Genomic DNA, 24,829 nt, shown 5'->3' with positions numbered 1-24,829 from the left:
ATGATCCTCTACGTCCACTTCGGCAGCCCATGCCCGGAAGAAACGTTTCTCCAACTCCTGGACCTGCTCGGCGAGATCACCCCGGTCGTCCAGGCGCTGCCGCCCGACGCGGCGTTCGCCGACGTGTCGGGGAGCACGCGGTACTTCGACCGTGACGCGACCGGGCTGGCGGCCGTGATCCGGATGCGCGCCGCCGCGGGCTGCGACGCCGACTGCACGATCGGCGTCGCCCCCAACCCGCTGCTCGCCCGGCTGGCGGCCACCCGTGGAGCACCCGGCGCGATCCACACCGTCCCCGACACCCCTCAGGGCATCACCGCTTTCCTCGCGGGTCTGCCGGTCGCCGCCCTGCCGGACGTGGGCCCGGCGACCGTACGCACCCTGGCCTCGTACGGCCTGACCACCCTCGACACGATCGCGGTCGCCCCGCCGGCCACACTGCAACGCATCCTCGGTACGACCGCCGGGCGCCAACTCCACCAACGGGCGGCCGGTATCGACCCCACCCGGGTCACCCCCGGCGCCCCGCCGCGTTCCCTCTCCGCGGAGCACCGCTTCGGGCGGGACGAACTCGATCCCGGCCGGCAGCGCGGCGCCCTGTCGCACCTGGCCGAGCGGCTCGGCGCCCAACTCCGGGGCGAGCGCCAGGTCTGCCGGTCCCTGACCCTGACCGTCCGGTACGCCGACCACTCGACGACCACACGCAGCCGCACCCTGCCGGAGCCGACCGCGCACGGCCCCCAACTGCGGTCCGTCACCTACGCGTTGTACGCGACGCTCGGCCTGCAGCGAGCCAGGGTCCGCGGCATCACCCTGCGGGCGGACGGCCTGTTCGACGCGGACTCGGCCACCCGGCAACTCACCTTCGGCACCGGCGACGACAGGGCCCACCGGATCGAGGCAGCGGCGGACAAGGCCAGGGCACGCTTCGGGCCAGGGGCGGTCCGGCCCGCCGGCACGGCCGGAATGGCCTGACCACGTGTGGAGGGCCTCCTGCGGGCAGTCCGTGGACGCCGGCGTCGGTACCGGGGCGGCGCCGGGCACGGCCGTCACGTGCACGGTCCCCGGTCGGCCGTCGTTGGCCACGGTCCGTACGTGGTGCGGGCGAAGTGGTCGATTTCGGAGCGGCCGGGGCCGGGGCGGGGAGTGTTTCGGTGGTGGGGGTGCGCAGTCCGTCGAGGAGTACGCCGATGCGGCGGTCGGCGAGGTCCGCCGTGGCGTCGGCGTTCCCGGTGCCGGGGAGCCGAGTGGCGGGGGAACGGCGGCACATGGCTGCCGGCGTCGGCCTGCACCGTCGTATCCGCGCCCGGTCCTCCGACGCCGGCGACGCGCGACGTCCGTCCAGGGAGAGCGGCCAAGGCCTGTCGTTTGGATCACGTCGGCTTCGGGCTGCGGTGCCGTCGTCTGCCGGTGAGCGGGGCGATGGGGTTCCCCGCTCGGGCGAAGTCGAGCGTGCAGCCGCAAGGCGGAGGAGGACGTCGACGCGTGAGGGAGTCGGCGGGCGCGCCGGCGCGGCAGACGGGTGCCCGCCTCGGAGCGGCTGATGTCACGGCCGCCCCGCGGCCCAGGCGTGATCCGGACGACAGGCCCTGAGCTCCCAGGTCTTGTCTCCTCGTGCCGGGCCCCGTTACCTTGCGGCGAGGTTTTGGTCAGGTACGCGGTGCGGTCCGGCGCATCGGTGTTCGGCGTACGGAACGGGCATCGGGTGACAGGTCGAGGCAAGGGCCGGCAGGAAGCGCAGTACGGTCTGCTGACGAGCATCGCCGCCGAGGCGGGGATCTCGCTCAGCACCGTGTCCAAGGTGGTGCACCGGCGCCGGGACGTGGGCGCGGCGACCCGGGACCGGGTCGAGGAGCTGCTGGAGCGGTACGGCTACGTCCGCCCGTGGGAGCGGGATCCCGCTACGCCCCGGCAGATCATCGTCGTCTTCCGTGACCTGTCCGGCCCGTACACGCTGGAGGTCGCCCGGGGCATCGTGGACGCGGCCGGTGAACTGGGCATCGACGTGATCACCGGGACGACGAGCCGGCGGTCGATCTCCGGGTGGCTGGAGGAGTGCGTGGCGCTCGGCGCGGCCGGCATCGTGATCGTCATCTCGATGCTCGCCGAGGACGACCAGCGGCGGATCGTCGAGCAGCAGCTGCCGGTGGTGCTGATCGACCCGCTCAGCGCGCCCTCCGAGGACATCCCCAGCATCGGGGTGACGAACTGGAGCGGCGCCCGGGACGCGGTACAGCACCTGCTGGGGCTGGGGCACAACCGGATCGGCATGGTCGCGGGCCGCTCGCACTCCCTGGCCGGGGCGGCCCGCGTGCACGGCTACCGGGCCGCGCTGGACGAGGCGGGCATCGGCTACGACCCGGCGATCGTGCGCTCCACCGACTTCGACTACACCGAGGCGCTCGCCGCGAGCCTGCAGATCCTGCGGGCCGCCGATCCACCCACGGCCGTCTTCGCGGCCAGCGACGCGCAGGCGCTCGGTGTGCTGGAGGCCGCCCGGCAGCAGGGACTGTCCGTACCGGAGGACCTGTCGGTCATGTCCTTCGACGACACGCTGGTGGCGGCCATGGCCTGCCCGCCGCTGAGCGCGGTGCGCCAGCCGTTCGAGGAACTGGGGCGGGAGGCGACCCGGGTGCTCATGGATCTCGCCCAGGGCAGGCCGCCCGCGTCCCCGCGCATCGAGCTGGCGACGGAACTGGTGCTGCGGACCTCGACGTCCGTCCGCCGCCGAGTCAATACCCCGTAACCCGTCTTCGCGCGAAACCCTTTCGCAATGTGCCGGTGACAGCGCGGTGTTGTTTGCGAATACTGGCGTCCTTCCCGCAGGCCTCCTGCATCCCTCTGCATGCCTCTGCATCTCCCTGCAGCCCCTTTCGAAGGAACGCCGTTGAAAAGATCCTGGGCGCGAAAGGCTTTCGCTTCGGCGACCGCCTTCGGCATAGGCGTGGCATTCGCCGTCGTCTCCGTGACGAACGCGTCGGCATATCAGCCGAGTCCCGCGAATCTGTATACGGCGGACAACACCGCCGCGTGCAACAAGAACCCCTGCGTGCTCTACCCGAAGTCGGCCCAGCTGCCGAGCGGCCGGATCGTGGCGGCGTTCGAGAACAGCCAGAGCGCTCCGGTGGGGCAGACGATGCCCCTCTACAAGAGCGACGACGCCGGTACGACGTGGGCGAAGCTGGCCGACATCAAGGCCCCCGCCTACCTCTCCAGTGACTCCGCGTACGCGAAGTACACGAGCAACTGGACCAACCCGTATCTGTACGTGCTTCCGCAGGCCGTCGGCAGCCTCAGCGCGGGCACGTTGCTGCTCGCGAGCATCGTCTCGGGCGACGACGCCTACTACCAGGAGCAGAAGGCCGCCGACTCCAGCTGGACACCGTCCGGCGACGGCGACCGCAAGGACGTGGCGCTCGCCCTGTACGCCAGCACGGATGACGGCGCTACCTGGAGCTTCAAGAACATCATCGAGGCCGGCGGCTGGCAGGGCGGCAGCGCGGGCGCCGTCGGCCGGGTCTCCGCCGCCAACACCGAGGCCCAGGTCGACCCCATCTGGGAACCCCACCTGCTCGCCCACAACGGCAAGCTCATCGCGTACTACTCCGACGAGAAGGACTACACCGGGTACGACACCACCACCGGCGCCCCGACCCTCGACCCGGACAACGACACGGCGACCGACTCCGGCGGCCAGGTCCTCCTGCACCGGACCTGGGACGGCGCCAGCACCTCGGCGTGGAGCAGCCCGGTCGTGGACGTCCCGGGCTCGACCGTGAGCATGGGCGGCGGCAAGACGGAGATCGGGGGCGGCCGGCCGGGCATGACGACCATCGCCCCGACGACCGACGGCAAGTGGCTGCTGACGTACGAGTACTGGGGCGGCGGCACCAACGTCCGCTACCGGATCTCCGACGACCCGCTGAAGTTCTTCTCGGCCACGGACGCCGCGATCACCGCGCTGCCCGTGCCCTCGGGCGGGAACACGCTTGCCACCGGCGGCAGTCCGGTGCTCCTGCCGATGCCGGACGGCCGGATCGTCTACAACGCCTCCGGCAGCGGCAGCGTCTGGGTGAACGAGTCCGGGCTGAGCACCGGCACCTGGAAGCAGTACCAGACGACCATCGCCGCCGGGTACAGCCGCAACCTGCAGTACGTCGACGGCACGGGCCGTGTCCTGATCCTCCAGGCGTCCTGGAGCGGTGGCAGCGTCGGCCCCGTCAAGTACGCGGAGGTCGACCTCGGCCGCTCCGACGGCGCCTACCACAGCCTCGTCAACCGGCTGACCGGCCAGGTCCTGAGCACCGCCTCCGCGAAGACGCAGGACGCGAACCTCACCGGGAACACCCCCGACCTCGTCCTGGGCGCGGACTCCGCCGCGAACACCCAGCGCTGGCACCTGACCGCCAAGGGCAGCGACGTGACGCTGCTCAACAAGGCGGGGGGCCGTGCGGTCGCCATCTGGACCGGCAGCGCCACGGCCGGGCAGAAGCTGGCCCAGTGGGTCGACGACGGCGCCACCGACAAGGCGTGGACCCAGGTCGCCGCTACCACCAGCGGGTACTACAAGCTCCGTTCGGTCCGTAACACCAGCCTGTACATGACCGGAGCGACCGCGGGCGGCTCCGTCACCCTGGCGGCGTCGACCGACGACGGCTCGCAGGACTGGCAGCTGGTACAGGACCCGCTGCCCACGGCCTCGACGTTCACCCTGAAGGGCACGAACTCCGGGCGCTGCCTCGACGTCCCGAACGGTCAGACGGGTGTCCAGGTCCAGGTCTACGACTGCTCGGGCAACGCCAACCAGACCATCACCCGGACCGCGGCCGGTGAACTCCGCGTCTCCGGCAAGTGCCTCGCGGCGAACGCCGACGGCACCACCACGGGCACCAAGGTCATCCTGTGGGCCTGCAACGGCAAGACCAGCCAGCAGTGGTCGTTCCGGGTCGACGGCACGATCGTCAACCGCTCCAACGGTCTGGTCATCGACGTGACCGGCTGGGGCACGGCCAACGGTTCGAAGGTTCAGCTGTGGACGGGCCTGGGGAATGCGACCCAGACGTGGATCCGGAGTTAGTGCTCCGCTGGAAGGGCGGTGTGTCGGTCGCGGGTCCGTTGTGGCTGGTCGCGCCCCGCGGCGGAGCCGCAGATCGACACAGCCCCGCGCCCCTAGGGGCGCGGGGCTCAGCCCCGCTCGATCGTCACGGGCACGCCGTGATGCCGTACGGCCGTCGCGTCCCGTTCCTCGCCGACGAGCCGGATCGCGTCCCGTACCGGTGTGTTCAGGCTGGAGGAGCCTGCCTGGAGCAGGATCTCGCCGGGTTCGACGATGCGGTGGCCGGTCAGGCCGGTGAAGGCCAGGCGGTCGGTGTGGACGTGGAAACGGACCACGGCCTGTTCGCCGGGGGCGAGTTCGACCTTGGCGAAGCCGAGCAGGGAACGCACCGGGCGGGTCACCTGGGCGACCGGGTCGACGGCGTACAACTGGACGGTCTCGGCACCCGCGACCGCCCCCGTGTTCCGGACCCGCGCGCTGACCGTGAACTCGCCGTCCGTCGGCACCTGTTCGCGGTCGACGGCGAGCAGGTCGATGTCGAAGTCCGTGTACGACAGCCCGTGTCCGAAGGGGAACGCGGGTGTCGGATCGAGGTTGGACAGGAAGCTCTGCCTGTCGCCGAGCGGCGGATGGAGGTAGGTGTAGGGCTGTCCGCCGGGCGAGTTGGGGATCTGTACGGGCAGCTTGCCGCTGAAGTTGGCGCGGCCGGACAGGAGTTGGGCGACGGCACGGCCGCCCTCCTCGCCCGGCAGGAACACCTGCACCATGGCCGAGGCGGTGGCCGCGAACCGGCCCACGGCATAGGGCCGGCCACTGCTGACGACCAGCACGACCGGCTTCCCCGTCGCCAACACCGCCTCCACCAGCTCCTCCTGGACACCCGGCAACCGCAGATCCTCCACGTCGCAGCCCTCGCCCGAGGTGCCGATGCCGAACATGCCCGCCTTGTCGCCGACGACCAGGACCGTGAGATCGGCGGCGGAGCAGGCCGCCACCGCCGCCGGGATGCCGGAGCGGTCCTCGTCCCGGATCGGGCAGCCCCGCACGAACTCCCACTGCACGGACGGGAGTTCCTCGGCCAGCGCGGTACGCAGGGAGATCGCCTCGACGCCGTTGCCGAGGTCGTCGCGTTCGGCGAGGACGTGGTTGGGGAAGCTGTAGCAGCCGAACATGGTGCGTACGTCGTCGGCGCACGGGCCGATCAGTGCGATCCGGCCGATGGACGGGAGGGGCAGGGTCCCGTCGTTCGACAGCAGGACGGCGCTGGATTGGGCCACGGCGTGGGCCAGTCGGCGGTTGTCCGGCTTGTCCAGGTCGAGTTCGCCCGCGCGCAGGGCGGGGGGTCTCGGGTCCCAGTCGGGGTCCAGGAGCCCGAGTTCGGCCTTCTGCCGCAGCACCCGCCGTACGGCGCGGTCGATCAACTCCTCGTCCACGAGCCCCTGTTCCGCCGCGTGCATCAGGGCGTCCCCGAAGCCGCGCTGGTCGGGCAGTTCGACGTCCATCCCGGCGCTCAGAGCGAGTGCTCCGGCTTCCGGCAGGTCTTCGGCCACCCGGTGGGCGCTCACCAGGAAGGGCAGGGACCAGTAGTCGGAGACGACCGTGCCCTCGAACCCCCAGGCGCCCCGCAGGACTTCGGTCAGCAGCCACCGGCTCGCGGCGGGCGCCTCGCCGTCGATCTCGGCGTACGAGTTCATGACCGAGCCGACGCCCGCGGCGACGAGCCGTTCGAAGGGCGGCAGGATGACGTCGTACAGCTCCCGGCGGCCGATGCCGACCGGGGCGTGGTTGCGGCCGCCCATGGAGGCGGAGTACCCGGCGAAGTGCTTGAGGGTGGCGTACACCCCGGCGCTCTGCAGACCGGTGACATACGCCTCGCCCATCTCGCCGACCAGGTAAGGGTCTTCGCCGTACGTCTCCTCGCAGCGGCCCCAGCGGTAGTCGCGGATCACGTCGACGACTGGGGCGAGCCCCTGGTGGACACCGGCCTCGGCCATGTCGGCGCCGATGGCCGCGCCGACCCGCCGGATCAGCTCCGGGTCGAAGGTGGCCGCCATGCCGAGCGAGGTGGGGTAGATCGTCGCCCCGTACGCGGTGAACCCGGTCAGACACTCGTCGTGCGCCATGGCCGGGATGCCGAACCTGCTCTGGCCGGTGATCTGCCGCTGGCGTTCGGCCAGGGTCCGGGAGTGCTCCAGGGCGGGCCGGGGCAGGGTGCCGTACGGGCGGGTCAGCTGGCCGAGGCCGTGCCGGGCGGTCCCGGTGAGGTCGCCGACGCGGTCGAAGATGCTGGTGCCCGGTGCCACCTCGGGGCCGGCCGGTTCGACGTCCTCCCAGGCGCTGCTGAGCTGGGCGACCTTCTCGGGGAGGGTGAGCCGGGCGAGCAGTGCCTCGACCCGCTCGGCGGTCGGGAGGCCGGCGTCGGTCCAGGGCCGGTCGTCCTTCTCCTGCTGGGGGATGCCGTCGCTGTGGTCCGGCATGGTGGTGGTCATTGACGACTCCTCGGGGAATTGCGCGGGCACGCCGACGGGGCCGGGCACCCGGCCCGGCCGTCGTACGGGGTGAACTGCCCGGTGGTATGGGCTACTTGGAGAAGCCGGCGGTGAGACCGGCGACGAGCTGGCGCCTGGCCAGGACGAACAGCGCGAGCATCGGCAGGGTGGAGAGCACCACCGCGGCCATCGTCGCCGGTACGTCGATGCCGAACTGGCCCCGGTAGAGGGTCAGTGCCAGCGGGAGTACGGCCTTGTCGCCGCTCTGGGTGAGGATGAGCGGGAACAGGAAGCCGTTCCAGACCTGGAGTCCGTCGTACACGGCGACGGTCATCAGGGCCGGGCGGGCCAGCGGCGCGGCGAGCGAGAAGAGCATCCGCCAGTCGCCGGCGCCGTCGACGATCATCGCCTCGAAGAGCGAGCGGGGCACGTCGCGCAGAAAGCTCACCAGGATCATCACGGTGATCGGCAGCGCGAACGCCGCCGAGGGCAGGACGATCGCGAGCAGACTGTCGTACAGCTGCATCCTGATGATCAGCAGATAGACCGGGATGATCACCGCCTGGAGCGGGATCGCCAGACCCAGCAGATACAGCCGGAAGGACACCCGGGAGAGACGGCTTCCGGCGCCCCGGACGATCGCGAAGGCGGCCATCAGGGCGACGGTCACGGTCAGGGCGACCGTCGCCACGGTCACGATCACGCTGTTGAGCAGGTAGGTCGTGAAGTCCCCGGCCAGGACGGTCCGGAAGTTGTCGAGCGTCGGGTGGCCGGGCAGGGCGAGCGGGCTGTCGGCGGTGAAGTCGGCGCGGGTGCGCAGACTGGTCACCACCAGCCAGTACACGGGTACGACGACGATCGCGGCCCACAGGAGCGTGGTGCCGCCGGTGAGGGCGCGGCGTACCGCGTCGGCGGCCGTGCGGCGGCGGGCGGTGCCTGGCCGCGGGGGTGGCGTCGGGCGTTCGCCGCCGGTGGCCGTACGGGAGTGGCGGGCCCGGGTGACGGTGGTGCTCACATGCCCTCCTGCTGGCTGTCCATCCGGGTGAAGCCGGACAGGCGGGTCATCAGGAGCGACAGGCCGAGGCCGAAGACCACCAGGAGGGTGGCGACGGCGCTGGCGCGGCCCATGTCGTGGGCCTGGAACCCGGTGATGTACATGGCGAGGGGGAGGACGCGGGTGGCGGTGCCGGGGCCGCCGGTGCCTCCCGACAGGACGAAGATCAGGTCGAAGTAGGTCAGCGAGCCCACCAGCATGAGGGTGCTGGAGGTGACCGTCGTGTACTTCAGCTGCGGCAGCGTGATGTGCAGGAAGCGGGTCACGGGCCCGGCGCCGTCGAGCGCGGCGGCCTCGTAGAGGGCGGTCGGGATCTGTCGTATCCCGGCCTGGTAGAGCAGGGCGTGGAACGGCACGAACTGCCAGGCGATCACGAAGATCACCGTGTACAGGGCCAGGTCGGGCGAGCCCAGCAGCGGCTTCGCCAGCCAGTGCAGGCCTGGCGTGGCGCCGATGCCGAAGGACGGGTCGAGGAGCGCCTGCCAGGTCAGGCCGATCGCCACCGCCGACAGCAGCAGCGGCAGGAAGAACAGCACGGCGAACAGGGCCCGCGCCCTGCCCCTCGGGGCCTGGAAGACCCCGAGGGCGAGCGCGACGGGCGTCTGGACCAGCCAGCTCACGGCCATCACCTTGACGGTGAGGCCGAGCGCCTGCCAGGTCGCGCCGTCCGTCAGGACACTGGTCCAGTTGGCGAGGCCCGCCCAGCCGATGGAGCCCAGGCCGTCCCAGCGGGCCAAGCTGAGCGCCACGACTCCCACCAGGGGGACCAGCCCGAACAGGCCGAAGAGCAGCAGGGCGGGGGCGGCCATCAGGACGCCGGAGCCTCCTGACCGGCGCGCGGGGGCGGTGAGCGTCACGACCCCGCCTTGCTCATGTTCGTACCGAACTCGGCGGGCGATATCTCGCGCAGGAACGACTTGTCGGTGTTCGTCAGCAGCGGGTCGGCCTGGTCGGAGGGCAGGGCCTGGTCCCAGGAGAGCTGGAAGCCGGGCGCGTTCTGCACCAGGTCGTAGACGAAGGTCAGCCACTCCTTGTCGGTCGACGACGTCACCGCCGCCAGCTTCGACTCCAGGCCCTTGACCGGCGGCACACTGCCCGCCGCGAGATAGGAATCGACCTGGGAGTCGTCGAGGACGTAGTCCTTGAAGTAGGTGAGCGCGGCGGACTTGTTCTTCGTCGACGAGTTCAGCGACAGGAAGTTCGACGGGTTGCCGACGATGCTGTTCGCCTCACCGGCACCGTCGGGCAGCGACGGGAACGCGGTGTAGCCGAGGTCGCCGCTCTTCAGGAAGTCCGGCGCGGCCTTGGCGATGTTGGCGTACTCCCAGGTGCCCATCAGCGTCATCCCCGCCTTGCCCGTGTAGAGCAGGGCGGTGGACGCTCCCTGGTCGTAGCTGACGGAGGAGGCGTTGTCGCCGAAGGCGCCGGCCTTCGCCAGGTCCTGGAGGCGCTGGTTGGCCTTCGTGACGGACGCCTCCTGCCACTTCGAGGCGTCACCGGCGGCGATGTCCGTGAACACCTGGGAACCGCCCTCGCGGTCGAGCAGGTACTCCAGGTACATCAGCGTCGGCCACTTGGAGTTCGCGGCGAGGGAGAGCGGGACGACGTCCTTCGCCTTCAGTTTCTTCACGGCCGTCAACAGGTCGTCGTACGTCTTCGGCGGCTCGACGCCCGCGTCGGCGAGCACCTTCTTGTTGTAGTAGAGGACGACCGGGGCGAGGCCGTTGGCGGGCACGCCGTAGACCTTGCCGTCGAAGGTGGCGCTCTGCATCACGCTCGGGGTGAAGCGGTCGGTGTCCGCGTTCGCCTGTGTCAGCGCGTCGACCTTGCCCGCCTTGACGTAGTCGTTCAGGGCGCCGCCGCCCCAGCTGAAGAAGATGTCCGGGGCCTGGTTCGCGCCGAAGGCGACGCGCAGCTTCTGCTTGTAGTCGTCGTTCGCGTAGAGCGAGAGGGTGATCCTCGCGTCCGGGTGGTCCTTGTTGTAGGCGTCGACGGAGTCCTTGAGGATCGTCTGGTCGTTGAGCGCCCACATCGTCAGGCCTTTCGCGGACGAGTTCCCGGACGATCCGGCCGGCCCCGAAGTTCCGCACGCGGCAAGGCCCATGGCCGCCGCGAGGGCGACCGCGGACGCGACGACGCGTCGAATTCTCGGGCTTCCGGCAATTCCGGGATTTCCGCTCGGCGGGACTCTCCGCATGGTGGTGCCTCTCTTCTTTCACATGCCGTCGGTGCGCCAGGCAGATCGGAGACGGTACGAAAGGCTTTCGGATTCCTCGCTGCCGACGGCCTGCCTGCTGGCCGGGACACTGGCACGGAATTCACATCCGGAACAAGGACCGGAAATGTCTCGGTTACGAAAGACTTTCGCGCGCTCTGCCCGCGCCCTGTCCGCTCGCTTTGTCCGAGCCCGGTAGGCGGGCGGTAGACGGGCGGCCGTGGCGCTGTCCCCGCCCCGACGCACTGCCGGGCTGGACGCGCCCATGCCAAAATGGTGCGCCCGGGCACAGTGTGCGCACTGGTGCGGGAGTTGGGTTCGGACCGGCACCCGGAGGTGGCAGTTTGGCGCGGCGCTCCAGTCGGGACGATCCACGTCACGCAGGCCGGGACGGACCGCCCGGCGAGCCGCAGCCTCGGCGGACACCGTCGTACGCCCCTCGCCCCGCGCCCGAGTTCGTCGGGCGGGAGGCCGAACTCCTCGCCGTGTGCGAGGCGTTGGGGAACGGGCCGGCGCTCGTCGTGGTGGAGGGCGAGGCCGGGATCGGGAAGACACGGCTCGTGCGGGAGGCGGTCGCCCGGGCGGTCGGGCGTGAGGCCGTGATCGCCACCTGCCCGCCGCTGCCCGAGCCGTTCACCCTGGGCGCGGTCGTCGACGGCATCCGCCGCCGGGTCCCCGCCCCGCCCGCCGGACTCGAACTCAGCCCGCTCGCCGGGGCGTTACGGCCGCTGTTCCCCGACTGGGCCGACCGGCTGCCGCCGCCGCTGGACGTGCTCGACGACCCCCACGAGACCCGGCACCGGATCCTCAGCGCCCTCACCGAACTGCTGGGTCGCCTCGACATCGGTGTGCTGGTCGTGGAGGACGCCCACTGGGCCGACACCGCGACCCTGGAGTGGCTGCTCACCCTCACCGCCGCCGGCCGGCCCGGCCTGTCGATCGTCGTCTCGTTCCGCCCCGACGAGGTGCCCAACGGCTCGCTGCTGATCCGGCTGACCTCCCGGGTGCCCTCGGACGTCACGCTCGTACGGCTGGCACTGGGGCCGCTGGACCTGACGGACACCCGCGAGCTGGTCGCGTCCATGTTCGACACCTCGACGGTGTCCGCCGAGTTCGTGTCCTTCCTGCACCGGCACACCGACGGGATCCCGCTCGCCGTGGAGGAGTGCGTCCTCCTGCTGCGGGACCGCAAGGACATCGTCCACCGCGACGGCACCTGGATCCGCCGGGTGCTGACCGAGCTGCAGGTCCCGGCGACCCTCCGCGACTCGGTGCTGGAGCGGGTCGAACGGCTCGACGCCCCGGCGCGCAGGGTGCTGGAGGCCGCCGCCGTCCTGGACGCGCCGTCCGAGGAGGCGCTGCTGAGCACGGTCGCGGAGCTGGCCCCCGAGACCGGCCGCGCCGGGCTGGCGGCGGCGCTCGGGTCGGGACTGCTGCGGGAGGAGACACCCGGCGCGTACGCCTACCGGCACGCCCTGGACTGCCTGGCCGTGCGCGGCGCGATCCCCGCACCGGACCGGCGCCGACTGCACGGCAGGGCGGCGGCGAACCTGCGCGGGCTGCGGCCCGAGCCCGTCGCACGGCTGTCCTGGCACTGCCGCGAGGCGGGCGACATCGCGGGATGGTGCCGGTACGGGGAGGCCAGCGCCGACGTGGCCCTGGAGTCCGGCGACGACCGTGCCGCGGTCGTGACCCTGCTCGGGCTGCTCACCTCGGCGGACCTCGCGACGGCGGACCGCTCGCGCCTCGCCCGCAAGATGGGCGGCGCGGCCGTCTTCGGCGCACGGGACGTCAGCGATCTCTCGCGGGCCGTCCTGGACGCCGTACGACAGGTCCTGTCGTACGAGGATCTGCCCCGCCAGGAGCGCGGCGAGACCAAGCTGCTGCTCGGCCGGCTGCTGCGGGACGCCGGTCAGGAGTCCGCGGCGTTCGACGAGATCGAGGACGGTGTCGCCCACCTCGGGGACCGGCCCGAGCTGGCCGCGACGGCGATGTCCGTGCTGGCCATGCCGGTGGTGCCGGAGTGGCCGGCGGCCCGGCACCGTATGTGGCTCGCGCGGGCCACGGAGCTGCTGCCACGGATCGAGTCGCCGTCCGACCGGCTCCGGGTGACGACGAACTGCGCCTCGGCCCTGCTCCTGCTCGGCGAGGAGGAGGGCTGGCGGGCGGCCGACGAGCTCCAGCGGGCCGCGGTCGACGCGCCCCCGGCGGAGCGCGGACTGCTCGCCCGGTTCCTGTTCAACGCCGGTCAGATGGCGGTCGTCTGGGGCGACTACGAGGGCGCCAGGACCCGGCTGACCGCGGCGGCGGAACTCGCCGAGTCCATCGGGTACCGGCGGCTGCTGAGCATGCTCCGGATCCCGTTCGCGTATCTGGACTGGTGCACCGGCGAGTGGACGGGCCTGGACGGGACCGTCGCCGCGCTGGCCGCCGACCGGGACGTCAACCCCTACGGCTCGCGGCTGGCCCGGCGGATCCAGGCGGTGCTGGCACTCGCCGGGGGCGGTGGTACGGCGGCCCGGCGCGGGCTGCGGAAGGTCGCCGACGAATTCGCCGAGGGCGGCCTGTGCGACCCCGAGGCCGGGCTCTCCGCGGCGGCACTCGCCCGGTCGTACCTGGCCGACGGCGACTGGGCCGAGGCCCTCGAAGTCACCGGCCGGATATTGGAGTTGATCGAACGCAAGGACGTCTGGCTGTGGGCCACCGACATCCTCCCGGCACACCTGGACGCCCTGACCGGAGCCGGCCGCGTCGACCGCGCCGACGAACTGCTGCGGCGGTACGCCGACGGCACCGAGGGCCGCAACGCGCCCGCGGCCGTCGCCACGCTGTCGTTGGGCCGCGCGATCCTGGCCGAGGCCCACGGCGAACCGGCCCCGGCCGCCGAGGCGTTCGCGACGGCGGCCTCGGCGTGGGCCGAACTGCCGCGCCCGTACGACGAGTTGCTCGCCCTCGAACGGCGCGGCCACTGTCTGCTCCGGCAGGGTGACACCGGGCAGGCGCTCGCGCAGCTCACCGCCGTGCAGGAGCGGCTGTGGACGTTGGGCGCGCGCACGGACGCGGACCGCGTCGCCCAACTCCTGCGCGAGCACGGGGTGGAGGTGGCCCGCGCCTGGCGCAGGGGGCCGCGCGGCTACGGTCCACGGCTCTCCCCACGGGAGCGGCAGGTCGTGGCCCTGGTCGCGCAGGGGATGACCAACAGGGAGGCGGCGCAGGCGCTGTTCGTCTCCCCGAAGACCGTGGCCACTCAACTCAGCGCCGCCATGCGCAAGTTGGGGGTGTCGTCCCGGGCGGCCGTCGTCCGGGCGGCGGTCGAGGCCGGGGTGCTGCCGCTGGAGTCCGAGGGCTCGGCACCCCACGGCTAATTTTTCGGTCACCTGACTGATCGCCGTGCGGCCGGTCGCGTACGAGGCTGGTGTGCCATGCGAGTCGACCCGCAGGAGCCACCGCACGCCGAGGAACAGAGCGAGCAGCACGCGGAGAACACGCCCGAGTCGCCCTGCCCCCAGGAGCCCTCCGACGAGGAGGAACCCCTCCCGGGAAGCTGCGACGACAGCCGGTTCGAACCCCTCTGAGCCACCGTCCCCCCCCACCTTCGGCACTGCCGACGCCTCGGAAAGGAACCCCTTGATACCCCCCGCCCCCGCTCACCGCCCCGGCCGGCGTCCCGGATCCCCCCGCCCGGCCATCGCCCTCACCGCCTCCGTCCTGGCCGCCGCCCTGACCGCCGCGGCCCTCGCCGCCTCACCCCCCGCCGGCGCCTCGGACACCGTGCCGGAGACCACCGACGGACAGACGTCGGTCACCCTGATCACCGGCGACGTCGTCCAGGTCACCGAAGTCGGCGGCGGCCGGCGCTCGGTGCAGGTGGAGGCCGGGGAAGGCCGCTCGGACATCGTCTTCTACCAGCGGGAGGACGCCGGGAACTTCAGCGTCATCCCGTCGGACGCGCTGGGCCTGGTCACCGACGGCACCCTCGACGCCCGGCTGTTCGACATCACCGCCCTGACCCGGAACGGGTACGCCGACCGCGACACGCTGCCGCTGATCGTCCAGCACACCGGGGACCGTACGCCCTCGGCGCTCGCCAAGGCCGACGGTGCCACCGTCGGGAAGACGCTGGAGAGCATCGACGCGACCGCCGTCGAGGAACTGCCCGCCGAGGCGGGCGAGTTCTGGGCGGACATCGTCCGCGAGCCGACGTCCGCGTCCGTGTCCGCGTCCGCGATGAAGCTGGAGTCCGGGCTGTCCAAGGTGTGGCTGGACGCACCGGTGGAGACCCGCGACGACGTCGGCAACGCCCAGATCGGCGTCCCGGCGGCCCGCGCGGCCGGGTACACCGGCGAGGGCGTGAAGGTCGCCGTCCTGGACACCGGCTGGGCCCACGCCCATCCCGACCTCCAGGGCAGGGTGACAACGGAACGGAACCTGATCAACGGCACCGACAACGCCGAGGACGACAACGGCCACGGCACCCATGTGGCCGGCATCGTCGCCGGGAGCGGAGCCGCCTCGGACGGCCGGTACGAGGGGGTGGCGCCCGGCGCCGACCTGCTGATCGGCAAGGTCATGGACGCCGGCGGTTCCGGCTTCAGCTCCACCATCATCGCGGGCATGGAGTGGGCGGTCGCGCAGGGCGCCGACGTCGTCAACATGAGCCTCGGTTCCCGACTGCCGAGCGATGGCACGGACCCGTTGTCACAGGCGGTGAACACCCTGTCGGCGCAGGGGGATTCGCTGTTCGTGGTCGCCGCCGGCAACTCCGGCCCCGGTACCACCACCATCGGGGCTCCGGCCGCCGCCGACGCCGCTCTCACCGTCGGCGCGGTGGACTCCACGGGCGCGCTCGCGTCGTTCTCCAGCCGCGGTCCGCGCCTCGGGGACGGTGCCATCAAGCCGGACATCACCGCCCCCGGCGTGGCCGTGATCTCGGCCCGGGCCAAGGGCACCTCGATCGGCGACGTCGACCCCACGGGCCCGCAGGGCCCCATCGACGACAACTACACGGCGCTGTCGGGAACTTCGATGGCGACACCGGCGGCGGCGGGCGCCGTGGCCCTGCTCGCCCAGGCGCACCCGGACTGGAGCGCCGAGCGCCTCAAGGACGGGATCAGGTCCACGGCGAGTCCGCAGCCGGACCAGAGCGTCCACGTCCAGGGCAGCGGTCTCATCGACGTGGCCCGCGCCACGAGCAGGACGGTGACCGCGTCCCCGTCCGGCCTGAACGCGGGGCTGTTCACCTGGCCGCTCACCGCGGCCCCGGCCGCGGTGAAGACGGTCACCTACCGCAACGACGCCGACACCCCGGTCACCCTGACGATCACCCCGTCGGCGGCGGACGGAACGGCACCCCCCGCCGACACCCTGCGCCTCTCCGCCACCGAAATCACCGTCCCGGCGGGCGGTGAATCCACCGTCGATGTGACGATCGACCCGGCCACCGGCATCCCGGCGACCGGAGCCTCGTACGCCTGGCGGCTGGTGGCGGCGAGCGCCGACGGCTCCACCCGCGTCCAGACCACGGTCACGGCGAAGTTCGAGGAGGAGAGCTACGACCTCGACCTCACCGCCATCGACCTCAACGGCAGCACACCGCTGACGCCGTACACGTCCGTGATCGCCGTCGATCCCCTCGACCGGACCAGCGCCTCGTCCTTCGGGCGGATCAACACAGTCCAGCCCGGGGCCCACCTCAGGCTGCCCAAGGGCAGGTACGGTCTCACCGCCCTCATCAACACCGTGGATCCGGAGACGAGGCGGTCTGTCGACCTCACCCTGGAGAGCCGGCCGGGGATCACGCTCGACCGGAACACCGCGATCGAGTTCGACGCCCGCAAGAGCAAGCCGGTGTACGTCGGTGTCCCGGACGACACGGTCGCACCCTGGTTCCGTGAGTTCGGCGCCCAGCACACCTCCGTCGACTCCACCGGCCACCGGGAGCTGTCGAGCCTCGGCGTCATGGCCCCGTACTACTCGACGACCCGCCTGTCCGCCGTACCGACCCCGGCCGCGGACCGGGACAGCTCCTACCGCTACGTCTACCGCGCCATCCTGGCGGCCCCGGCGGAGGTCGACGCGCTGATCGAGGGTCCGGTCTACGCACTGGTGGAGGAGACGAAGCGCGGCGTCCCCAGCCGCCTCTCCTACGACATCCCGCTCCACCGGCTGGCCAAGGTGAACGCCTCGTACGGCAAGCGGGCCGGTCAGCGCGCCGGAGCGGCCCGGGTCATCCTCGGGTACGTGGGCGGCCAGACCCATCTCTTCTCGGTGACGCGCAACGTGCCGATCCCCGCCGAGCGGGTGGAGTACTACAGCGCGGACCCGGATGTCTCCTGGACCGGGTTCATGGGGGAGTTCATGACCCCGGACGGCGCCTCCTACCACGCGCTCGGACGACAGCAGTCCAACCCGCGGACCTACCGGCCGGGCAGCGTCACGAAGGAGACATGGAACTATCCGGTGGTCGGTCCGGCGCTGGCCGCGAACGGGCAGTTCCTGAGCCGTACGGGGAACCGGATCGCCCCGGCGCTCGCTCTGTGGGGGGACTCCGACCCGAGCCACTACAACTACAACAACCGCGCGTTCAGCCGGGCCGAGGCAACCCTCTACCGGGACGGGACCGAGGTCGGCAAGCTGGACAGCCCCTGGGAGGACGAGGAGAACTTCGACAACTTCGACAACTTCTGGACCGTGCCCGCCGAAGCGGCCGACTACCGGCTCGATGTCACCGGGACCCGCAGCACCAGCTGGCACGGCCAGCGCTCCCAGCGCATCGAGGCCAGCTGGACGTTCCGGTCGGCGGGCGCCGACGCGACCGCCCCGCTGCCGCTGACCGTGCTGCGCTTCCAGCCGCCGACCGACCCGAACGGCATCGCCCCGGCGGACACGGAGTTCACGATCCCGTTCACCGTGCAGCAACAGGGGCCCCGCCGCCATCGAGGCCTCGACACCGTGAAGGTCGAAGTGTCGTACGACGACGGCGCGACCTGGACGACCGTCCCCACGCGGGTCAGGGGCACCACCGGGAAGGCCGTCCTGACCCACCCGGCGGCCTCCGCCACCAGCGGCTGGGCGACCCTGCGCGCCAGCGGTGAGGACCACTCGGGCAACACCTTCAGCGAGACGATCACCCGGGCGTACCCCATCGGCTGACGGACCGACGGAACACAGGCCGGCCCGGGGCCGGGTGGGAGCGCACCGCGCTCCCACCCGGCCCCGCTCAGTGCACTTCCCGTACCGGCAGGACGACCGCCGAGGGGTGTGCGGGGTCGTGGAAGACCTGCTGGTCGGCGGCGCGCAGGGTGGTGGCGGTGGCGCGGGGCTCGCCGGTGCCGGGGTTGCGGTTGTAGCGGGGGAAGGCTCCGCTGGAGATCTGGACGCGGATGCGGTGACCGCGCTTGAAGCGGTACGCCGTCGGCCACAGCCGTACGGTCACCCGGGACGGCTCATCGGCATCCGTCAGACCTGTCAGGCCGTCGCACACATTGGTGGACCGTCCCCGCTCGTCTACGTCGCACAGGCGCACGAAGACATCGGCGTACGGCAGGCTGGAGCGGAACCAGATCTCGGCCTCGATCTCGCCGATCACCTCGACGTCCTTGTCCAGTACGGGAGTTGTGTAGGTGACGACGTCGGGGCGGGCTTCGAGGGCGGTGTTGTCCGCGCGGCCCGATCTCACCCCCACGGCCATACGGACGCCGCCGACGGCCGGGGTGGGGTCGGCCGGGTCGTAGCGGTAGCCGTCGGGGGCCGATTCGGCGGGCGCCTCGGTGGAGAGACCGCCGTCCGGCTGGAGGTGGAAACGGCGCGGTTCGTAGCCGGGCGGCGGCCAGGACGGGAACTCGCGCCACTTCTCCTCGCCCATCACGAACAGACGGACCGGCGCACGGTCGGCGGGCTGTCTGCCGTGGGCGTACGCCAGTCCGAAGTCGAGGGCCTCGGCCGCGGCCGTCCGGCTCACGCCCATGGAGATGTGCGCCCAGGGGCCGATGGTGAGCCGGGCGGTCTGTCCTGCTTCCTGAAGGGTGCGGAAGTCGCGGATCTGGCCGGGCACGAAGATGTCGAACCAGCCGCCGACCGTGCTGACCGGAACGGTGATGTCGGCGACCCGCTTGCTGTGGTCGAGGACCTGCCAGAACGGCGAGTCCGCGTCATGGGCGAGGACGTCCTGGAAGTAGGGGGAACGGCGGCCGGTCGCCGCGGTGTCCGCCTGACCGAGGGGCAGCGTGTACCAGGCGCGCCGTTCCTTCGGCAGCCGCCGCAGCTGGTGCAGCAGCGCGAACCGGCGTTCCTGGTCGGCCACTTGGAGGCCCCAGCCGAGTGTGGCCTCCAACGAGAAGGAATCGGCGCGCAGGAACTCCAGGGTGAAGGCGGACTCCGACACCGCCGGGATCACGGCCTTGACCTGAGGGGGCAGGGTGTCGGCCACCGCCCACTGGGCGAAACCGAGGTAGCTGCCGCCGTACAGCACGACCGCCTCGCCGCACCAGGGCTGCCCGACCAGCCAGTCCAGGGTGTCGAGGCCGTCCTCGCGCTCGCACCGCAGCGGGTCGAAGCCGCCGCCGGAGCCGAAGGTGCCGCGCGTGCTCTGGACGAGCACCTGGAAGCCGCGCTCGGCCAGCGGCCTGGCCAGCTGCGCCGCGATCATGCCCGACCTGCCGTAGGGGATACGGACGAGTGCGGTCGGCAGGCCCGTGCCGCCGGCTTTCGGGGCCCAGCGGTCGGCCAGCAGTTCGGCGCCGTCGCGCATGGGGACGCGCAGACCGCGTTCGACGGCCAGATCCCTGGTCGGGGGCGGGGGCAGGCGCAGCATGCGCTGGACGAGGCGGCTGGTCAGCCGGGTCACTCGGGACCTCCGCCGGGGGACGTACGGCCGCCGCCGGTGAACACCGGGGCGAGACGGAGCAGGCGCCGCGCCAGCTCCTCGGGGTCGAGCGGGTCGAGCGGATCCGCGCCGTCGATCAGCCAGTCGTTGACCACCGCGCCGGTGCCGCCCGCGACGAACGCCGCCAGATCACGCGCGACCTGCTCGTCCAGCTCACCGAACAGCTCGCGCACGGTCTTCGCGTTGGCGGCGCCGAACAGGCCGTTCAGCGTCCTGGTCATGGCGAACGCGCACGAACCGGTGAGCATCGCGCGGTAGAAGGACCGGTGCGCCGCAAAGTGCCGCGCCATCGCGAGTACTCCCGAGAAGGCGTCACCGCTCTCGTCGGCCTCGGTGATGAGTTCCCGCCGGACCAGGTCCGCGGCTGCCTCCACGAGCAGCACGTCCCGGTCGCCGAACTGCAGATAGAGCACCTGCCGACTGACGTCCGCGGCCTCGGTGAGGTCGGTGACCGGGATGGCGGTGGTCCCCCGCTCGGACACCAGCCGTACGGCGGCTGCCATCAGGGCGGCGCGCGAGCGAAGCGCACGGCGGTCCTGGCTGCGGGGTGGGGCGGCGGGTTCGGGCTGCATGCCGCGATAATATACAGATGTTAATTAATAGGCGAGTGTTGAAGAGTTGCCGTCCGTCAACGCCCGCCCGGCATGGCGCCGACGGACTCAGGCCGGGCGCACCAAGCCGACGTCGTACGCGAAGATCACCGCCTGTACGCGGTCCCGGGCGCCGATCTTCGCGAGGATGCGGCTGACGTGGGACTTCACCGTGGACTCGGCGAGATGCAGACGCTCGGCGATCTCCGTGTTGTTCGCGCCGCCCGCCATGGCGGTCAGGACCTCGCGCTCGCGTTCGGTGAGGTCGGCGAGCCGGAGTTCGTGGCCGGGGGCGGGGCCGGCCCGCCGGCTGGTGAAGGTGTCGATCAGCTTGCGGGTGACACCGGGGGAGATCACGGCGTCCCCGGCGGCCACCGCGCGGATGCCGACGACGAGTTCCTCGGGCCGCGCGTCCTTGAGGAAGAAACCGCTGGCTCCGGCGCGCAGCGCGTCGTACGCGTACTCGTCGAGATCGAAGGTCGTCAGCACCAGGACGCGGGAGCGGCCCCCGGACTCGACGATCCGCCGGGTCGCCTCGATGCCGTCCATACCGGGCATGCGTACGTCCATCAGGACGACGTCGGGACGCAGTTCGGCGGCCTTGCGGACCGCCTCGCTGCCGTTGGTGGCCTCGTCGACGACGGTCATGTCGGGCTCCGCCTCCAGCAGCATGCGGAAGCCGAGGCGTTGCAGGGTCTGGTCGTCGACGATCAGGACGGTGGTCATGCCGGGTGCTTCTCCGTGGTGTGGGCGGTGCCGGACGGGGGGTCGGTGAAGAGAAGGGCACGGACGCTCCAGCCGCCGTGGTCGTTGGGGCCCGCGGTGACACTGCCCTGGTAGAGGGCGGCACGCTGCCGTACGCCGACCAGGCCCTGGCCGCTGCCTGTCCGGGTGAGGCCGGCCGGCAGGGGGTGCGAGGGGCCGGTGTCCTCGACGGTGAGGTGAACCGCGCCGGGGTCGACGGCCAGGGAGACGGTGACGGCGGTGTCGCGGGCGGCGTGCTTGAGCGTGTTGGTGAGGGCTTCCTGGACGATTCGGTAGACGGCCAGTTGGAGTCCCTGGGTCAGGCCGGTCAGCTCTCCCTCGGTACGGAGGGTGACGGTCGGGCCGGCCGCCCGGACCCGTTCCAGTAGGGCCTTGAGATCGGCCAGCCCGGGCTGCGGGGCGAGCGGCACCTCGCCCCGGGTGTCCCGCTCGTCCCCGACCACGGCGAGCAGCCGGCGCAGTTCGCCCAGCGCGTCCCGGCCGCTGTCGCCGATGATGCGGAGCGTCTCCGCGCCGCGTTCCGGCTTGGTCCGGGCGAGGGAGGCGGCGCCGTCGGCGAGGCCGACGATGACGGCGAGGGTGTGGCCGAGGATGTCGTGCATCTCCCGGGAGACGCGGGCCCGCTCCCGGGCGGTCGACAGCCGGGCCTGCTGGTCGCGCTCCTTCTCCAGGGCGGCGACGACGGTGTCCGACAGCCGGCCGGCCAGGCCCAGACAGGCGAACGCCGTCACGACGAGCAGCGCCAGCATCAGCACCACCCAGGAACGGGTGGCGTGGGCGACCTGGCCGGCGTCCCAGAAGAGGGTGCCCGCCACGGTGATCTGCGCCAAGGTGACGGCGGTGGCCAGCGCCGCCCGACCAGGGGCGGCGAAGCGGCCCATGTTGTACAGGGCCACGACCCACGACGAGTTCGCTCCGGTCAGGATCCCCAGGAAGGCGACGGGCATCGAGACGACCGTGATGACGGCCCAGACCAGCGTCGGCCTCTGCTGCCGCCACAGCAGCGGGACGGTGAGTCCCAGGGTCAGCGCCAGCTTCACCGGGATGTTGGGACCGAAGTCCGGGTCGAACACCTCGGAGACACCGAGCAGGGTGCAGAAGGCGGGGACCGCCCAGCGCCGGATGCGGGGATGCGCCCGGTCGGCCAGCCGCCATCCGCCCAGCCGGGTGATGATCGAGACGATCGCCCGCTGGTCGGGGTCGTCCGCCAGCGGCCGGGGCAGCCGCACACCGTCGGACGGCGCCGTAGTGGCGCCTGCGTTCGATGCGGTCACTCTGTACGCCCTTCACGGTGCGGGCGGGCCCGCCCGCCGGCCTCGGGGGAGTGGACCGGCGGACGGGGGCTCCGGGGACACGGCCGCCGGGCCCCAACGCCCAGGTGGGGATCGTAAGGCCGTGCGGTCGGTGCTTTCGCGTCAGTGCTTGCGGGCCAGCTTCTCGGTGTCGCCCGCGGTGTCGGCGTCCTGGCCCGCTTCCTCATGGCCCCCGGGCGCCGTGGACGTCTGCCGGGAATCCAGCGCGTGGCGCAGCTTCTCGCCCTCGACGTCCACGTCGGGCATGATCCGGTCGAGCCAGTCGGGCAGGGCCCAGGCGCGGCGGCCCAGCAGGGTCATCACCGCCGGGACGATTGTCATCCGTACGACGAAGGCGTCGAAGAGGACGGCCGAGGCGAGGCCCAGGCCGATCGACTTGACCAGCGCGGTGTCGTCCAGCAGGAACCCGGAGAAGACGGAGATCATGATGATCGCCGCGGCCGTGACCACCCGGCCTCCGTGCTTGAACCCCGCGACGATCGCCTCCGTGGGCTCGGCCCCGTGGACGTACTCCTCCCGCATCCGGGTGACGAGGAAGACCTCGTAGTCCATGGCCAGGCCGAAGACGACGCCGATCAGCAGGATGGGCAGCACGCTCACGATCGGCTGGGTCTGGTCGACGCCGAAGACGTCCTTCAGCCAGCCCCACTGGAAGACCGCCACCAGGACCCCGAGGGTCGCCACCACACTGAGCAGGAAACCGAGCGCGGCCTTGAGCGGGACCAGGATCGAGCGGAACACCAGCAGAAGCAGGATCAGCGCCAGGCCGACCACGATCGCCAGGTAGGGCACCATGGCCTCGGCCAGCTTGGTCGAGACGTCGATGTTGACGGCCGTCGTGCCGGTGACCATCAGATCGGCGCCGGTGTCCTTGTGCAGGGCATCGCTGTGGTCGCGGATGTCGGCGACCAGGTCCTTGGTGGCCTGACTGGTCGGGGAACTCTTCGGGATCGCGCCGATCAGCGCCACGTCACCGGCCTCGTTGAAGACGGCCGGGCGGGCGGCGGCCACGTCGGGCAGCTCGCTGATCGTGGCGTACGCGTCCTCGGCCGCCGCCTTCGGGTCGTCGCTGTTCCGGGCGTCGACGACCACCGTCAGCGGGCCGTTGAAGCCAGGACCGAAGCCCTTGCTCAGGGTGTCGTAGGCGACGCGCTGGGTGGAGCCGGGGGAGGCCATGCTGTCGTCGGGCAGGGTCAGGCGCAGCGACATCGCAGGAATGGCCAGCAGCCCCAGGCCCGCCACCGAGACGACGAGCATCTTGACCGGGTTGCGGGTGACGAACCGGCCCCAGCGCACGCCCATCGCCTCGCGTTCGCCGCGCTCCTCGGCGCGATGACGCTCGCTGGTCAGCTTCCCCTTCATGATCCGCATCCCGGCGAAGCCCAGTACGGCGGGCAGCAGGGTCAGCGCGATGACCACGGCCACGGCGACCGCGAAGGCGGCGGCCAGGCCCATCGTGGTGAGCATCTTGATGCCGATGACGCTCAGCCCGGCCAGCGCGATGACCACGGTCAGCCCGGCGAAGACGACCGCAGAGCCGGCGGTGCCCAGGGCGCGTCCCGCGGCCTCCTCGGGCTCGTGCCCGTCGCGTATCTCGCCCCGGTAGCGGGACACGATGAACAGGGCGTAGTCGATCGCCACCGCCAGGCCCAGCATCAGCGCCAGGGTGGAGGAGGCCGAGGCCATGTCGAAGAACTGGGTCGAGATGGTGATGCACAGGATCGCCACGCCCACCCCGATGAGCGCGGTCAGCAGCGGCAGTCCGGCGGCGATCATCGAGCCGAAGGTGATGACCAGCGCTACGGCGGCCACCGCGAGGCCGATCAGTTCGGCCGCCTTGCTGGCGGCCTTCTCCTGCACGGCGTTGCCGCCCAGGCTCACCGTCAGCCCGGCCCGCTCGCCCTTCTCGGCGACCTGGTCCAGGGCCTCGGAGGAGGCGTCGGTGAGGTCCGCCTTGGGCACCTCGTAGGTGACCTGGGCGTAGGCGATCGTGCCGTCCTTGCTGACCAGGCTGTTACTGAAGGGCTCGGTGACGCTCGCGACCTGCGGCGCCTTCTCGAGGTCGGCGACGAGGGCGGAGATCTCGGTCTTGTTGGCCGTGGAGGTCAGCTTCTGCCCGGCGGGCGCCTCGAACACGACCCGGGCCGTGGCACCGGCGGCGGAGGCCTGCGGGAACTCCTTGCCCAGCAGGTCGATGGCCCGCTGGGACTGGGTGCCGGGCAGGGTGAAGTCGTCCGTCGTCTTGCCGGACACGCCGGCGGCACCGATACCAACGGCGGCGAGGACGACGATCCAGCACATCAGGAAGAGCCGTCGGCGCCGGAAGGCGAGCCGGCCCAGCCGGTAGAGGAACGTGGCCACGGAAGTACTCCCAGCAGGAGATGGACCCAGGAGCTGGATCACTGGAGGGCGGGGCTCGATCGACCCCGCGCTCACGCTAGGAGCGCTTTTCCGTCGTTCTCC

The 24,829-nt window shown here is 71.8% G+C and carries 15 protein-coding genes; 6 read left to right on the top strand and 9 right to left on the bottom strand.

Annotated features, from left to right (window positions below; genetic code table 11):
* The 3 genes from ACWCRB_RS12645 (at position 1) to ACWCRB_RS12635 (ending at position 5,077) form a co-directional block, all read left to right on the top strand.
* Positions 1-975: a DNA polymerase Y family protein gene (locus ACWCRB_RS12645; RefSeq protein ID WP_450996046.1), complete on the top strand. Its 975-nt coding sequence runs from the start codon at positions 1-3 to the stop codon at positions 973-975.
* Positions 976-1,705: 730 nt separating this feature from the next.
* Positions 1,706-2,746 (top strand): LacI family DNA-binding transcriptional regulator, encoded by a 1,041-nt coding sequence (locus ACWCRB_RS12640; protein WP_450996045.1) that lies wholly within the window; start codon positions 1,706-1,708, stop codon positions 2,744-2,746.
* Between the two features lie 99 nt (positions 2,747-2,845).
* The gene (locus ACWCRB_RS12635) at positions 2,846-5,077 is read left to right on the top strand and encodes an RICIN domain-containing protein (protein WP_450996044.1); all 2,232 of its coding nucleotides are present in this window, start codon (positions 2,846-2,848) and stop codon (positions 5,075-5,077) included.
* A 107-nt stretch (positions 5,078-5,184) separates the two neighbouring features.
* Here ACWCRB_RS12635 and ACWCRB_RS12630 read toward each other — a convergent pair whose 3' ends face one another.
* From ACWCRB_RS12630 to ACWCRB_RS12615, 4 genes are all read right to left on the bottom strand, one after another.
* Positions 5,185-7,545 (bottom strand): glycoside hydrolase family 3 N-terminal domain-containing protein, encoded by a 2,361-nt coding sequence (locus tag ACWCRB_RS12630; RefSeq protein ID WP_450996043.1) that lies wholly within the window; start codon positions 7,543-7,545, stop codon positions 5,185-5,187.
* A gap of 91 nt (positions 7,546-7,636) precedes the next feature.
* Positions 7,637-8,560: a carbohydrate ABC transporter permease gene (locus tag ACWCRB_RS12625; protein WP_450996042.1), complete on the bottom strand. Its 924-nt coding sequence runs from the start codon at positions 8,558-8,560 to the stop codon at positions 7,637-7,639.
* Positions 8,557-9,408 carry a carbohydrate ABC transporter permease gene (locus tag ACWCRB_RS12620; RefSeq protein ID WP_450996061.1) on the bottom strand — a complete coding sequence of 284 codons (852 nt, stop codon included), beginning with the start codon at positions 9,406-9,408 and terminating at the stop codon, positions 8,557-8,559. Before ACWCRB_RS12620 ends, ACWCRB_RS12625 begins: the two co-directional genes overlap by 4 nt.
* A gap of 44 nt (positions 9,409-9,452) precedes the next feature.
* Positions 9,453-10,631 (bottom strand): extracellular solute-binding protein, encoded by a 1,179-nt coding sequence (locus ACWCRB_RS12615; protein WP_450996041.1) that lies wholly within the window; start codon positions 10,629-10,631, stop codon positions 9,453-9,455.
* Between the two features lie 527 nt (positions 10,632-11,158).
* On the opposite strand from ACWCRB_RS12615, the gene ACWCRB_RS12610 reads away from it, so the two are divergent.
* The 3 genes from ACWCRB_RS12610 to ACWCRB_RS12600 are packed head-to-tail and all read left to right on the top strand — an operon-like array spanning position 11,159 to position 17,966.
* Positions 11,159-14,179, top strand: coding sequence for an AAA family ATPase (locus ACWCRB_RS12610; protein WP_450996040.1), 3,021 nt, complete (start codon positions 11,159-11,161; stop codon positions 14,177-14,179).
* A gap of 57 nt (positions 14,180-14,236) precedes the next feature.
* Positions 14,237-14,389 carry a hypothetical protein gene (locus ACWCRB_RS12605; RefSeq protein ID WP_450996039.1) on the top strand — a complete coding sequence of 51 codons (153 nt, stop codon included), beginning with the start codon at positions 14,237-14,239 and terminating at the stop codon, positions 14,387-14,389.
* A gap of 52 nt (positions 14,390-14,441) precedes the next feature.
* The gene (locus tag ACWCRB_RS12600; protein WP_450996038.1) at positions 14,442-17,966 is read left to right on the top strand and encodes a S8 family serine peptidase; all 3,525 of its coding nucleotides are present in this window, start codon (positions 14,442-14,444) and stop codon (positions 17,964-17,966) included.
* Between the two features lie 67 nt (positions 17,967-18,033).
* Here ACWCRB_RS12600 and ACWCRB_RS12595 read toward each other — a convergent pair whose 3' ends face one another.
* The 5 genes from ACWCRB_RS12595 to ACWCRB_RS12575 form a co-directional block, all read right to left on the bottom strand.
* Positions 18,034-19,659 (bottom strand): CocE/NonD family hydrolase, encoded by a 1,626-nt coding sequence (locus ACWCRB_RS12595; RefSeq protein WP_450996037.1) that lies wholly within the window; start codon positions 19,657-19,659, stop codon positions 18,034-18,036.
* Positions 19,656-20,270 carry a TetR/AcrR family transcriptional regulator gene (locus ACWCRB_RS12590; RefSeq protein WP_450996036.1) on the bottom strand — a complete coding sequence of 205 codons (615 nt, stop codon included), beginning with the start codon at positions 20,268-20,270 and terminating at the stop codon, positions 19,656-19,658. Before ACWCRB_RS12590 ends, ACWCRB_RS12595 begins: the two co-directional genes overlap by 4 nt.
* Positions 20,271-20,357: 87 nt before the next feature.
* The gene (locus ACWCRB_RS12585) at positions 20,358-21,014 is read right to left on the bottom strand and encodes a response regulator (protein ID WP_369032888.1); all 657 of its coding nucleotides are present in this window, start codon (positions 21,012-21,014) and stop codon (positions 20,358-20,360) included.
* On the bottom strand, positions 21,011-22,327 hold the full coding sequence (locus ACWCRB_RS12580; RefSeq protein WP_450996035.1) for a sensor histidine kinase: 1,317 nt from the start codon (positions 22,325-22,327) through the stop codon (positions 21,011-21,013). Before ACWCRB_RS12580 ends, ACWCRB_RS12585 begins: the two co-directional genes overlap by 4 nt.
* A gap of 141 nt (positions 22,328-22,468) precedes the next feature.
* A complete protein-coding gene (locus ACWCRB_RS12575) occupies positions 22,469-24,727 on the bottom strand; it encodes an MMPL family transporter (RefSeq protein WP_450996034.1) in 2,259 nt (752 codons plus the stop codon).
* Positions 24,728-24,829: the final 102 nt, after the last annotated feature.

It is taken from the genome of Streptomyces sp. NPDC002156, assembly GCF_053593675.1.
Note: the sequence above shows the minus strand (reverse complement) of the source record. Positions and strands in the feature narration are given on the sequence as shown.

What these genes read in the sequence shown, in the direction of transcription:
- ACWCRB_RS12585 (WP_369032888.1), bottom strand. Translation starts at nt 21,014, where the DNA reads ATGACCACCGTCCTGATCGTCGACGACCAGACCCTGCAACGCCTCGGC.
- ACWCRB_RS12620 (WP_450996061.1), bottom strand. Translation starts at nt 9,408, where the DNA reads ATGGCCGCCCCCGCCCTGCTGCTCTTCGGCCTGTTCGGGCTGGTCCCC.
- ACWCRB_RS12645 (WP_450996046.1), top strand. Translation starts at nt 1, where the DNA reads ATGATCCTCTACGTCCACTTCGGCAGCCCATGCCCGGAAGAAACGTTT.
- ACWCRB_RS12635 (WP_450996044.1), top strand. Translation starts at nt 2,846, where the DNA reads ATGCCTCTGCATCTCCCTGCAGCCCCTTTCGAAGGAACGCCGTTGAAA.
- ACWCRB_RS12615 (WP_450996041.1), bottom strand. Translation starts at nt 10,631, where the DNA reads ATGTGGGCGCTCAACGACCAGACGATCCTCAAGGACTCCGTCGACGCC.
- ACWCRB_RS12630 (WP_450996043.1), bottom strand. Translation starts at nt 7,545, where the DNA reads ATGACCACCACCATGCCGGACCACAGCGACGGCATCCCCCAGCAGGAG.
- ACWCRB_RS12590 (WP_450996036.1), bottom strand. Translation starts at nt 20,270, where the DNA reads ATGCAGCCCGAACCCGCCGCCCCACCCCGCAGCCAGGACCGCCGTGCG.
- ACWCRB_RS12605 (WP_450996039.1), top strand. Translation starts at nt 14,237, where the DNA reads ATGCGAGTCGACCCGCAGGAGCCACCGCACGCCGAGGAACAGAGCGAG.